The organism is Burkholderia sp. AU30198 (assembly GCF_020419825.1).
Taxonomy (GTDB): Bacteria; Pseudomonadota; Gammaproteobacteria; order Burkholderiales; family Burkholderiaceae; genus Burkholderia.
This window is the reverse complement of sequence record NZ_JAIZSA010000017.1, coordinates 183626-196356: the sequence shown is the minus strand read 5'-3', so window position 1 is coordinate 196356 and position 12731 is coordinate 183626. Positions and strand designations below refer to the sequence as shown.

Below are 12731 nucleotides of genomic sequence, written 5' to 3'. Positions count from 1 at the left end.
GTCTGAACATGGCAAGGCATCTTCACGCCGACCGTGAACCCCGAATCGTCGCCGAGTCCAAGTGCCTCGGCCCGTGCGATCCGGCAGAACGCATCCACGTCACGATCATGTTGCGGCGGCAGGAAGAAGGGCAACTCGATACGCTGCTTCACCAGCTCGCCACCGGCGACGCGCAAGCGAAACCGGTGTCGCGCGCAACCTTCGCGCAACGCTTTTCCGCCAATCCCGACGACATTCGCAAGGCCGAGGACTTCGCACGTCGTCACCAGCTGACGGTCGATCGCGTCGATCCGGTCGAAAGCGTCGTCGTGCTGTCCGGCACGATCCAGCAGTTCGAAGCCGCGTTCGGCGTCAAGCTCGAGCGCTTCGAGCACCAGTCGATCGGCCAGTATCGCGGCCGCTCCGGCCCGATCGCGCTGCCCGACGATCTCGGCGACGCCGTCACGGCCGTGCTCGGCCTCGACAGCCGTCCGCAGGCGCGGCCGCATTTCCGGCTGCGGCCGCCGTTCAAGCCCGCGCGCGGCGGCGCGGCGGGCGTCACGTTCACCCCGATCCAGCTGGCATCGCTGTACGGCTTTCCGGCCGGCGACGGCGCCGGGCAGTGCATCGCGATCATCGAGCTCGGCGGCGGCTACCGCGCGGCCGACATCCAGCAGTATTTCCGCGGGCTCGGCATCACGACGCCGCCGACGCTCGTCGACGTGAACGTCGGCACCGGCCGCAACACGCCGACCGGCGACCCGAGCGGCCCGGACGGCGAAGTCGCGCTCGACATCGAGATCGCCGGCGCGATCGCGCCGGCCGCGAAGATCGCCGTGTACTTCGCGCCGAACAGCGACGCGGGCTTCATCCAGGCTGTCAACGCGGCCGTCAGCGACACGACCAACAAGCCGTCGGTAATCTCGATCAGCTGGGGCGGCCCGGAGGCGATCTGGCAGACGCAGTCCGCGCAGGCATTCAACCGCGTGTTGCAGGCGGCGGCCGCGCAGGGCATCACGGTGTGCGCGGCATCGGGCGACAGCGGCTCGGGCGACGGGCTGCAGGACGGCGCCGATCATGTCGACTTCCCGGCATCGAGCCCGTACGTGCTCGGCTGCGGCGGCACGCAGCTCGACGCGCTGCCCGGGCAGGGCATCCGCAGCGAGGTCACGTGGAACGACGAGGCGGCCGGCGGCGGCGCGGGCGGGGGCGGCGTCAGCACGCTGTTCGACCTGCCGGTGTGGCAGCAGGGGCTGAACGTCACGCGCGCCGACGGCAGCAGCACCCCGCTCGCGAAGCGCGGCGTGCCGGACGTCGCCGGCGATGCGTCGCCGCAGACGGGCTACGAAGTGTCGATCGCGGGCACGGCCACGGTGATGGGGGGCACGAGCGCGGTCGCGCCGCTGTGGGCCGCGCTGATCGCGCGGATCAATGCGGCGGCGAGTGCGGCGGGCGGTGCGACTGCCGGCTGGGTCAACCCGGTGCTCTACAAGAATCCGGGCGCGCTGCGCGACATCACGCAGGGCTCGAACGGCACGTATGCGGCGGCGCAGGGTTGGGATGCGTGCACGGGCCTCGGCAGCCCGAACGGCGCGCAGCTCGCCGCGATCCTGACGCGCAAGCCGTCGAGCTGACGGCCGCGGGACACGTCTTTCCGTATGGCGCGGGCTGCCTGCCCGCGCCTTTTTCTCACCTCCAGGAGCAGCACGATGGGCATCGATTCCGCATCTTCCGGCGGCGTGTATCCGCTGCATCACGGCGACCACAACTCGCATGGCGTGCCGCCGACCATCAACCCGGTCGCGCTCAGCCACGGCCGCGACCAGCCGTTCTTCGATCCGGTGGCGTACGGCAACGGCCCCGACGACTCGGTGACCGACACGACCGAGGCGGCCGCGATCACGCATCACACGATCCTGATCGACGGGAAGCGCATCGCCTACACGGCGACGGCCGGCCATCTCGTGACGGTCGACCCGAGCAGTTCGCAGCCCGCCGCGAAGCTCTTCTACGTCGCGTTCACGGCCGATGGCGCGAAGGAAGAAACGCGGCCCGTGACCTTCTTCTATAACGGCGGGCCGGGCTCGTCGTCGGTGTTCGTGCTGCTGGGCTCGTTCGCGCCGAAGCGCATCAAGACGTCGATGCCGGGGTTCACGCCGCCCGCGCCGTACCAGATGGAAGACAACCCGGACAGCATGATCGACCACAGCGACCTGGTGTTCATCAACCCGGTCGGCACCGGCTATTCGGCGGCCGTCGCGCCGAACAAGAACCGCAACTTCTGGGGCGTCGACCAGGATGCGGATTCGCTGAAGCAGTTCATCAAGCGCTACCTGACGAAGAACAACCGCTGGAATTCGCCGAAGTACCTGTTCGGCGAATCGTATGGCACCGCGCGCAGTTGCGTGCTCGCGTACAAGCTGCACGAGGACGGCGTCGACCTGAACGGCGTCACGCTGCAATCGTCGATCCTCGACTATCGGCAGGCCGGCAACCCGGTCGGCGCGCTGCCGACCGCGGCGGCCGACGCGTGGTATCACAAGAAACTCGGCGTCACGCCGGCACCGACCGATCTCGGCGCGTTCGTCGAGGAAGTCGCGCAGTTTTCGCGCACCGACTACCTGAACGCGTTGCGCACGGTCCCGCATGCGGACCCGGCCGCCGTGCAGAAGCTGTCGCAATACACGGGCATCGATGCCGCGACGCTGCAATCGTGGAGTCTCAACATCGCCGGCTACGACACGCGCGGCAATTCGCTGTTCCTGACGACGCTGCTGCATGCGCAGGGGCTCGCGCTCGGCTCGTACGACGGCCGCGTGACCGGGATCTCGTCGGGGATCGCCGGCAAGATCGACCCGAATTCGGGCGGCAACGATCCGACGATGACGGCCGTGACGGGCGTCTATACGGCGATGTGGAACAGCTACCTGAACGAGCAGCTGAAGTTCACGTCGAATTCCGCGTTCACCGACCTGAACGACCAGGCGTTCCAGAACTGGGATTTCAGCCACATCGACCCGACCGGCGCGCAGCAGGGCATCGATGCGCAGGGGAACGTGATTCTCTATACGGCCGGCGATCTCGCCGCGGTGATGGCGCTGAACGTCGACCTGAAGGTGCTGTCGGCGAACGGCTTCTACGATTTCGTCACGCCGTTCTACCAGACCGTGATCGACCTGCAGCAGATGCCGCTCGAGGATCAGAAGGTGCGGCAGAACCTGTCCGCGCGTTTCTATCCGTCGGGGCACATGGTGTATCTCGACGGCGGCTCGCGTACCGCGCTCAAGCGCGATCTCGCAACGATGTACGACGCGACGGTCAGCGATACGGGCGCGCGGATGCGGATTCGCGCGTTGCAGGCGTCGAAGACGGGCGGGCACGCGTAGCGTTGCCCGTCGGGAGTACGCCGCGCGCAGCCGTTGCGGTGCGCGCGGCCGTATTGTCCAGCCGAGGCGGCCGGCTTATGCGGTCGGCCAGTCGAACGGCGTGTACGGCAGCGCGCGCTTGTGGCGCGAAGCGTCGTAGAAGCGCAGCACCGTCTCGTACACGTGGTCGCTCACCGCCTTGCCTTCGAGGAAATCGTCGATCTCGTCGTAGGTGACGCCATAGGCGTGCTCGTCGGGGCGCAGCGGGCGCAGTTCCTCGAGGTCGGCCGTCGGCACCTTCATCACGATCAGCTCCTCGCCGCCGAGCGCACGGGCCACCGCGCGCACGCGACGCTTGTTCAGCCCCGCGAGCGGCAGGATGTCCGCGCCGCCGTCACCGAACTTCGTGAAGAAACCCATCAGCGACTCGGCCGCGTGATCGGTGCCGATCACGATGCCGCGCCGCGCCCCGGCCACCGCGTACTGCGCGATCATGCGCTCGCGGGCCTTGACGTTGCCGTGCACGAAGTCCTGCTGCGCCGGCGTCTCGAACGCATGGCCGGACGCGGCCAGTGCGCCGAGCATCGCATCGGCGGCCGGCTTCACGTTGACGGTCAGTTCCTCGTCCGCGCGGATGAACGCGAGCGCGCGCTGCGCGTCGGCTTCGTCGTTCTGCACGCCGTTCGGCAAGCGCATGGCAATGAAGCGGGCATCGTAGCCATCGGCGCGCAGGCGCTCGACCGCCAGTTGCGCGAGCCGGCCGGCCGTCGACGAATCGACGCCGCCGCTGATGCCGAGCACGTAGGTCCGCAGGCCGGTCGAACGCAGGTATTGCGCGAGGAATTCGACGCGGCGGGCGATCTCGGCCTCGGCGTCGAATTGCGGGGCGACGTTCAGTTCGGCAATGATCGCGCGTTGGCGGCTGGCGTAATCGGCGGATGTCATGAAGGGAGTTCCGGAACGAAATCAAGGCGCCCATCATAAGCGCAATCGCGGCGCGGCGCCGTGCCGGGCGTGCGATCCGGCGATGTCGCGTTGCTTCGGCGAGACGGGGTGCATCGCCGTGGTGCACGGTGCGCCGAGCGGGTGCAGGCTGCCTCGCGATGGGCGTTCGCACGGCCGGCATTCGGTGTGCGTGTTGGCCGGTGTGGGCGCGGCCGCATGAGCCCCCAGGTCGGGCGCGTCAGCGTCGCGCGAGCACGACGCCCACCAGCGCGAGCGCGAAGCCGGCGAGCTGGATCGCCGCAAGCGTTTCGCCGAACAGCCAGTAGCCCTGCAGCGCGGCCAGCGGCGGCGCGAGGAACAGCAGCGAGGTCGCGCGCGCGGCGTTGCCGCGCCGCAGCATCCACATCAGCATCGTGACCGCGCCGCCGGACAGGAACACGACGCCCCACACGAGCGACACCCATAGCGTCGGCGCGCCGATCCAGCGCGTCTCGTGCAGCAGCGCGACGAAGATCGCCGCGACGATGGCCGCACCGAAGTTCTGGACGGCAACGGCCGTGCGCAGGTCGCTCTGCGCGAGCTTGCCTTTCTGGTACAGCGAGCCGGCGGTGATCGACCCGACCGCGAGCACCGAGACGGCGACGACGAGCCATGCCGGCGCGGCGCCCGGCGGCGGCGCGACGCCGCCGGTGACCTTCGGCGCCAGCACGAGCGCGACGCCGGCGAGCCCGAGCGCCATCCCGAGCCAGCCGCGCGCGGGCAGGCGCTCGTTGAACAGCGGGACGGCCAGCACGGCGGTGGCGAGCGGCTGCAGCGCGCCGAGCAGCGCCATGACACCCGCGTTCAGCCCTTGCGCGACGGCCCAGTAGCTCGCGCCGAGATAGACGCCCTGCAGCAGCGCGCCCGCGATCAGGTGGCGTGGCCATTCGCGCCGGGCCGGCCACGGTGCGCGCGCGACGAGCGCCACCGCGCCGAATAGCGCGGCCGTGCCCGCGAAACGCGCGAGCAGGAACAGGTTGGGATCGGCGTAGGGCTTGATTGCCCGCGCAACGATGAAGCCGGTGGACCAGAGTGCGACGAAGGCCGCGGCGACGATCGAGGTCAGCATGCGTGGCGGGCCGCGAGGCGGCCGGACAGAATCGTAAAGCCAGCCAGTATCGGGGGAAGCGAGGCCGGCGTCTTGTCGAATCCTGCACTCATGCGTACCGCGCATGCGGCCGCCTGGGCGGGCCGGGCCGGGGGAAGGAGAGGGGCCCGCCCCGCATGCGGAGCGGGCGAGCGCGAAGCCGCGGGATCAGTCGATCGAGAACGTGTCGAGCGGCTGGTTCGCGCGTGCGTCGGTCGCGAAGCGCGCGGCGAGCTGTTCGTAGAGCCGGCGCGCCTCGTCGAGCGTCAGGTCGATCCAGTACGGATCGCCGGCCGCGTCGTTGAGACGTTCGGGCGGAAACTGGATTTCGATCACACTGCCTTTGCGATACATGGCGCGAGCCCCTTTGCTTGGTCTGTCATTCGGCGAAGCGCAAAGTGTAGCAACCGGCGCCGCGTCGATTCGCGCGCGTCAGGCAATACAGAATTTCGCTTTCGGGAAACGCGGCCCGGCAGGTTTCCCGCCGCAGTCAAATGCCGGTCAAACGGCCGTAATACAATGGGCGGCTTACCCATTACCAGTCGCCTCGGGCGCACACGCGATGCTGGCGGAACAACGTCATCAATTCATCCTGTCGGAGCTTGGAAGGTCGGGCGCATTGTCGGTTGCGGAACTCGTCCGCTCGCTCGACGTGTCGCGCGAGACCGTGCGGCGCGACCTGAACGCACTGGCCGCACGCGGCCTGCTCGTGATGACGCACGGCGGCGCGCTGGCGGCCGACCGCCGCGAGCCGAGCCTGTCCGAGCGCGAAGCCGCGAACGCGGAAGCGAAGCGCACGATCGGGCGGCGCGCGGCCGAATTCGTGCCAGACGATGCGTCGGTGCTGATCGATTCGGGCAGCACGCCGCATGCGGTTGCGCTCGCGCTCACCGACCGGCACCGGCTGTCGATCTACACGAACGACTGGCGCACCGCGTTCGTGCTCGCCCGGCGCAACGGCAACCGCGTGACGCTGCTCGGCGGCGAGTTGTCCGACGACGAGGACGCCACCTTCGGGTTCGACACGATCCAGCAGCTTGCGCAGTACCACGTCGATTTCGCGTTCGTCGGCGCCGGCGGCATCACGCCCGACGGCGAATGCACCGACTACTCGCGGCTCGCGGCCGAGGTGCGCAGCCGGATGATCGCGGCGGCCGGCACCGCGATGATCGTCGCCGACCATTCGAAATTCGGCCGCGTGACGCCGGTGCGGATCAACGGCACGGCCGCCGCCCGCTATCTCGTGACCGAACGCGCGCCCGACAAGGCCGTGCGCCGTGCGCTGACCGCGCGCGGGATCGAACTGCTCGTGTGCGACTGACGCGCGTCCGACATACAAGGTTCATCGAACCGTCATCCCCAGGGAAGAACCGCCGTCAAGACTGACCCATTCACCTCGACCGGCCGCCAGGCCAGGGAGCAACGAATGACCGTCAGCGTGCGCAGCTATCTTTCCCCTACCCTGGTCCTGCTGGCCTTCGACTGGCCCGATGCGGCGTCGCGGTCCGATTTCCTCGGCTTCGCGATCCGGCGCACGCCGGGCTTCTGGTCGGCCGACGGCAAGACGCGCGCGCCGAACAGCTGGTTGCCGAACCGCCTGACGTTCGACGGCCCGGCCGCGCACACGCAGGGCGACGCGCCGACCGACCAGGCGCCGATCCAGAAATTCATGTGGTGGGATGCGCGCATCGATCCGCAGGACCGCGGCGCGTCGTTCCGCTATGACGTGTATCCGGTCGTCGGCACGCCGGCGAACCTGCAGGTGCTCGACGCGCAAGCCGGCGTGTGCGACGTGGTGCTGCCCGCGCACATCGAGGACGGCATCGGCACGTGGTTCAACCGCGCGGTGGTCAGCTCGCAGGCCTTCGCGAAGCAGGTCGCGGCGCTGGGCCTCGCGCCGAATGCGGCGCCGAGCGACGCGCAGGCGCTGAAGCTGCGCACGTGGCTCGCGAACGACATGGAGCAGGTGTTCGCGGAGATGCTTGACCCCGCGTCGCGCGCGGCGTCGGCCGTCTATCACCTGACCGACACGCTGTGGGCGCTGCCCGCGTTCGAAGCGTTCGGACGCCAGCACGGCGAAGCGTCGCTCGCGATCGTCTACGACGCGCACACGACGGCGCGCAAGGGCAAGCCGCCGTTGCCGTCGCCGAACCAGCCGGCCGTCGAGGCGCTGCAGGGTCTCGCGACGCTTGCGCCGCGCGACAAGACGCACATCATGCACGACAAGTTCATCGTGACCGATGCGTCGTCGAACCCGGTGCCCGCGCGCGTGCTGACCGGCTCCGCGAACTTCACGACCGAGGGGCTCACGGAGCAGGCGAACGTGCTGCACGCGTTCGATTCGCCCGCGCTTGCCGCGCTGTACAACGCGCGTGCGCATGCATTGGCCGGGAATCCGTCGATCGCGGAGACGGCGAAGCTGTCGCCGGGCTGGTCGGAACCGATGACGATCGGCAGTGCGCAGGTGCGGCTCGCGTTTTCGCCGGAGCCGGCGGGGCAGCGCACCGAGATCGACACGATCGTCGCCGCGATCGCGGCCGCGAAGCATTCGGTGTCGTTCTGCCTGTTCATGCCGACCGACGCGGCGCTGCGCGACGCGTGCTTCGCGGCCGGCGACCGCGGGCTGATGATGTTCGGGCTGGTGAACAAGATCAACGTCGGCAGCGCGACGAAGGCCGATGCCGAGCAGCAGGCCGGCCAGACGCTCGATGCGGCGACGCTCGCGAACCTCGAGCTGTACCACCGCAGCCGCGACAACCATGACGTGATCGATGCCGCGTATTTCTCGCCGGCCACCGTGCCGCAGGGTTTCGAGCCCGAATTGCGCCTGTTCCCGGGGGAACCGGCGCCGGCCTTTCCGCCCGTCGTGATCCACCACAAGTTCATCGTGATCGATGCGGAGGGCGCGCATCCGGTCGTCTATACGGGCTCGGCGAACATGAGCCGCAACTCCGAGCAGTTCAACGACGAGAACCTGCTCGAGATCCGCGACCCGCGCATCGCGGCGATCTATCTCGCGGAATTCCTGCGGCTTTACGAGCACTATCGCGCGCGGGCACTGACGATCAATGCGAAGCAGCACGGCACGGACGGGGGCACGGGCGCGCATGCACGGCTCGCGCTGGCGCCCGATTCGAGCTGGGCGAAGAAGTATTACGTGGCGGGAAGCCCGGAAGAGAAAGCGCGGATCGCACTGGCGTCGACCGCGCCGACGGACTGACGCATGAGCGCGCGACGGGCGCGGATGGCGCGCGCCCGACGTGTGGCTGGCAGGGGAAACCGGCTGACGGCGCCGCTTATGCGGCGACGTAGCGCAGCACGGCGTCGGCGATCGTGTCGCGATGCCGCGCACGCAGGCGCGGTGCCGACGGATCACGGCCGAACGCGGCGCCGAACGTGTAGCGGTTCGACACGCGGTGGAAGCAGAACGAGCTGATCAGCAGGTGCAGGTCGAACGCGTCGATGTCCTGGCGGAACGCGCCACTCGCCGCGCCGCGCTCGACCAGTTCCTCGAGCGTCTTGATGATGCTGACGTTGCGGTTCTTGAACGACTTGAGCTGCTCGAGATACTTCGCGCCGTGGATGTTCTCGATCGACACGAGGCGGACGAAGTCGCGATGCTTGTCGTGATAGTCGAACGTGAATTCGACGAGGCGGCGCATGCCCTCGCGCGGCTCCATGTCGCCGACGTGCAGCTCCTGCTCGAGTGCGCGGATGTCGCCGTACACCTTCTCCAGCACGGCCTCGTACAAGCCTTCCTTGCTTTCGAAGTAGTAGTAGAGCATCCGCTTCGTCGTGTTGGTACGCTCGGCGATGGCGTCGACGCGCGCGCCCGCGAGGCCCATCGCGGAGAATTCCTGCGTGGCGACGTCGAGGATGTTGCGCTTGGTTTGCTCGGGATCGTATTTGCGCCGCGCATCGGACGGAAGCGCGCGGGGGGCGGACGTGGCGGCCTTGCTTCCTGCTTTCATGTGACTTTATTGTGGCTTCGGCGGCTTGGAAAAGCCATTCTAGCATGTGGGAAATCCCCGCCCGGCCGACCTCGCGCTCTAATCGGCAGGGCGGTTTCGGCCGCCGAAGCCGCCGCTCAGCGGCGGCAGGACGCGAGCGCGTCGCGAGCCTGGTATGCGCTGTACGTGAGCTGCGCGGCGGCCAGGCCCGCCAGTCCGAACGTGCGCGTGAGGCCGAACGCATTGAAGCCTTCCGGCACCGGCCGGCCTTCGGCCAGCGCGGCCGCGAGCGCTTCGCCGGCGACCGTGGTCGGTGCCATCCCGTGGCCGCCGAACGCGATCGCGTGCCACACGCCGTCCGCGTCGCGGCCGATCTGCGGCATCTTGTGCCGCGCATAGCTCATCAGCCCGCCCCACGCGTAGTCGACCTTCACGCCTTCCAGTTGCGGATACACGCGCAGCAGGTCGCGCCGCAGCAGGCGCGCGATCGCGTCGGGGCCGCGGTCGAGCACGGAGATCCGGCCGCCCCACAGGATGCGCGTGTCCTTCAGCGGACGGTAGTAGTCGAACGCGAAGCGCGTGTCGTAGATCGCATACGGCGCGTCGATCGCGTCCGGCAGGCGCTCGCCGAGCGGTTCGGTCGCGATCACGTAGGTCGCGATCGGCAGCACCGCGCGCTCGATGCGCGGCGACACGCCGCGCGCGTAGCCGCCACACGCGAACACGACGTCCTTCGCGCGCACCGTGCCCTGTGCCGTGCGCACGACGTACCCGGCGCCTTCGCGCGCGATGCCGAGCGCGGCCGAACGTTCGTAGATGCGCGCGCCGCCGCGCGCGGCAGCGGCCGCGACGCCGAGCACGTACTTGAGCGGGTGGAAGTGGAAGGCGTTCGGCTCGAACAGGCCGCCGTAATAGCGCTGCGTGTTCAGCCGCTCGCGCAGCGCGTTCGTCGAGACGGGCTCCCAGTCGACGCCGAGTTCGTTCTTCATCAGCGCGCGCACGCCGTCGAGCCGGGAAGGATCGTCGAACCAGTTGGCGAGCATCACGCCCTGGTCGACGATGTCGCAGTCGATGCCGTAGCGCGCGATCCGCGCGCGGATCAGGTCGACCGCGTCGACGGTGAGCCGGTACAGCCGGCGCCCTTCGTCGCGGCCGAGCGTGCGCAGCAGGTCCGCGTTGTCGAGGCTGTAGCCGCCGAACACGAAGCCGCCGTTGCGGCCGGACGCGCCGAAGCCGACCCGTTCGCCGTCGAGCACGACCACGTCATGCACGCCGCGCTCGACGAGACCGAGCGCCGTGCACAGGCCGGCGAGCCCGCCGCCGACGACGCACACCTGCGTGTCGATCGTGCCGGTCAGTTGCGGATAGGGCTGGCGGGTAACGGTGGCTTCGTAGAAGTTCTGCATGTGATTCGGTGACTCGTAAACGGCGAAAAAAACGGACGGCGTGCGTCGATCTTGCCTGAACGCACGCGCCGCGTCGAATGGGGGTGTCGGGACGAACCGGCGGCGCTGTTCAGCCAGCCGCCGGCTCGATGTGTTTCGTCACGCGCCCGACGTCGGGTTCGCGGGACGGGCGATGTAGCCCGGGTTCCCGGCGTGGGCCTGGGCTTCGGCCGCCTCGGCCGCTTCGGCCTTCGCGTTGCGTTCGATCCACGGCGCGATCTCCATGTCCTCGTAGCGGACCAGCTTGCATTTGCGCACGAGCGCGTAGCCGAGCCAGATGATGAAGAAGAACGGCACGCCGATGTAGGTCGCGGTGACGCCGACCCAGTCGATCTTGTCGCCAAGGAACGCCTGGTAGTCCTGGCCCAGCGCGATGACCGCGCACAGCACGAACGCGAAGATCGGCCCGAACGGGAACCACTTCGACCGGTACGGCAGCTGGTCGAGACGGTAGCCCTGCTTCAGCAGGCCCTTGCGGAAACGGTAGTGGCTGATCGCGATGCCGAGCCACGTGATGAAGCCGGCCATACCCGACGTGTTCAGCAGCCACAGGTACACAGTCTTGTCGCCGTACAGCGACGTGAGGAAGCAGAGTGCACCGATGGCCGTCGTCGCATACAGCGCATTGCGCGGCACGCCGCCGCGCGACAGCTTCGCGAAGATCTTCGGCGCGCGGCCTTCGACGGCGAGGTTGTAGAGCATCCGCGTCGACGCGTACATGCCCGAGTTGCCGGCCGACAGCACGGCCGTCAGGATCACCGCGTTCATCACGCCGGCCGCGACTGCGAGGCCCGCGTGGCGGAACACCAGCGTGAACGGGCTCACGCCGATATCGGTCACGTCGCTTTTCAGCAGGCTCGGGTCGGTATAGGGAATCAGCACGCCGATCACGAAGATCGCGAGCACGTAGAACAGCAGGATGCGCCAGAAGATCTGGCTCACCGCGCGCGGGATCGTCGTGCGCGGGTTTTCCGATTCGCCGGCCGCGACGCCGATCATTTCCGTGCCCTGGAACGAGAAGCCGGCGATCATCGCGACGCCCATCAGCGCCGGCAGGCCACCCGCGAACGGCGCGTCGCCGATCGTGAAGTTGGTCCAGCCCGCGCTCGGGCCGCCCTTCAGAATGCCGAAGATCATCATCAGGCCGACGCCGAGGAACGCGACCACCGTCAGCACCTTGATCAGCGCGAACCAGTATTCGGCTTCACCAAAGCCGCGCACCGACAGCGCGTTGAGCGCGAAAATCAGTGTCAGGAAGAGCGCGCTCCACCAGACGCCCGGCACGTGCGGAAACCAGTAGTTCATCACGAGCTGCGCGGCGACGAGTTCGACCGCGAGCGTGACGGCCCAGCTGTACCAGTAGTTCCAGCCGATCGCGAAGCCGAAGCCTTCGTCGACGAACTTCGAGCCGTAGGTTGCGAACGAGCCCGACACGGGCATGAACGCGGCCATTTCGCCGAGGCTCGTCATCAGGAAGTAGACCATCAGGCCGATCAGCATGTACGCGACGATCGCGCCGCCGGGGCCGGCTTGCGAGATCGATGCGCCGGACGCGACGAACAGGCCCGTGCCGATCGAGCCGCCGATCGCGATCATTCGCAGATGGCGCGCCTGCAGGCTACGGTGGAGGGACGGCTTCGCGGGGCGCGAGCCGGACGAGTCGGGGGAATCGGGGCGAGCATCAGAATGCATGGGCGAGTGCTGGGCGCTGTCTCCGGATTGTTTTTTGGCTACGAAGCGCAACTCGTCACCGGCCGCCGGCCGGACGGCGGCGGTGCCGTCCGGCCAGGTTCGGGGGAACCGGGCCGCGCGGCGCGTCGCGTTCGTCTGTCGTCCGGCCGCATTCGGGCGGCCGTCGGCGCGCCGGGTGCGGTGCACCTCGACGCGCCCCGATTGTGTGGGGCCGTGGCGCGGGCGGCAA

10 protein-coding genes are annotated in these 12731 nt (G+C 68.8%); 4 read left to right on the top strand and 6 right to left on the bottom strand.

Annotation, left to right across the window (positions count from 1 at the left end; all coding sequences use genetic code 11):
- Nucleotides 1-8 precede the first annotated feature (8 nt).
- Together LGN19_RS30725 and LGN19_RS30720 are read left to right on the top strand one after the other, a co-directional pair.
- Complete coding sequence (locus LGN19_RS30725) at nt 9-1613, top strand: protease pro-enzyme activation domain-containing protein (RefSeq protein ID WP_226218924.1); 1605 nt, start codon at nt 9-11, stop codon at nt 1611-1613.
- 75 nt (nt 1614-1688) lie between these two features.
- A complete protein-coding gene (locus LGN19_RS30720) occupies nt 1689-3365 on the top strand; it encodes a S10 family peptidase (protein ID WP_122948041.1) in 1677 nt (558 codons plus the stop codon).
- A 75-nt stretch (nt 3366-3440) separates the two neighbouring features.
- Here the strand turns inward: LGN19_RS30720 and nadE are convergent, their stop codons facing one another.
- The 3 genes from nadE to LGN19_RS30705 all read right to left on the bottom strand — a co-directional run bounded on the left by nadE (nt 3441) and on the right by LGN19_RS30705 (nt 5769).
- A complete protein-coding gene (gene nadE / locus LGN19_RS30715; protein ID WP_122948040.1) occupies nt 3441-4289 on the bottom strand; it encodes an ammonia-dependent NAD(+) synthetase in 849 nt (282 codons plus the stop codon).
- 238 nt (nt 4290-4527) lie between these two features.
- Nucleotides 4528-5397 carry a DMT family transporter gene (locus tag LGN19_RS30710; RefSeq protein ID WP_226218921.1) on the bottom strand — a complete coding sequence of 290 codons (870 nt, stop codon included), beginning with the start codon at nt 5395-5397 and terminating at the stop codon, nt 4528-4530.
- 186 nt (nt 5398-5583) lie between these two features.
- Nucleotides 5584-5769 (bottom strand): hypothetical protein, encoded by a 186-nt coding sequence (locus LGN19_RS30705; RefSeq protein WP_006480515.1) that lies wholly within the window; start codon nt 5767-5769, stop codon nt 5584-5586.
- Nucleotides 5770-5977: 208 nt separating this feature from the next.
- Here LGN19_RS30705 and LGN19_RS30700 point away from each other — a divergent pair, with 208 nt between their 5' ends.
- Both LGN19_RS30700 and LGN19_RS30695 read left to right on the top strand, forming a co-directional pair.
- Nucleotides 5978-6736, top strand: coding sequence for a DeoR/GlpR family DNA-binding transcription regulator (locus LGN19_RS30700; RefSeq protein ID WP_226218919.1), 759 nt, complete (start codon nt 5978-5980; stop codon nt 6734-6736).
- 105 nt (nt 6737-6841) lie between these two features.
- Nucleotides 6842-8635, top strand: coding sequence for a phospholipase D-like domain-containing protein (locus tag LGN19_RS30695; protein WP_226218918.1), 1794 nt, complete (start codon nt 6842-6844; stop codon nt 8633-8635).
- Nucleotides 8636-8711: 76 nt separating this feature from the next.
- Here the strand turns inward: LGN19_RS30695 and LGN19_RS30690 are convergent, their stop codons facing one another.
- From LGN19_RS30690 to LGN19_RS30680, 3 genes are all read right to left on the bottom strand, one after another.
- The gene (locus LGN19_RS30690; RefSeq protein WP_122948037.1) at nt 8712-9386 is read right to left on the bottom strand and encodes a TetR family transcriptional regulator; all 675 of its coding nucleotides are present in this window, start codon (nt 9384-9386) and stop codon (nt 8712-8714) included.
- 116 nt (nt 9387-9502) lie between these two features.
- Complete coding sequence (locus LGN19_RS30685; RefSeq protein WP_122948036.1) at nt 9503-10771, bottom strand: NAD(P)/FAD-dependent oxidoreductase; 1269 nt, start codon at nt 10769-10771, stop codon at nt 9503-9505.
- A 138-nt stretch (nt 10772-10909) separates the two neighbouring features.
- Nucleotides 10910-12502: an amino acid permease gene (locus LGN19_RS30680; protein ID WP_174961207.1), complete on the bottom strand. Its 1593-nt coding sequence runs from the start codon at nt 12500-12502 to the stop codon at nt 10910-10912.
- Nucleotides 12503-12731: the final 229 nt, after the last annotated feature.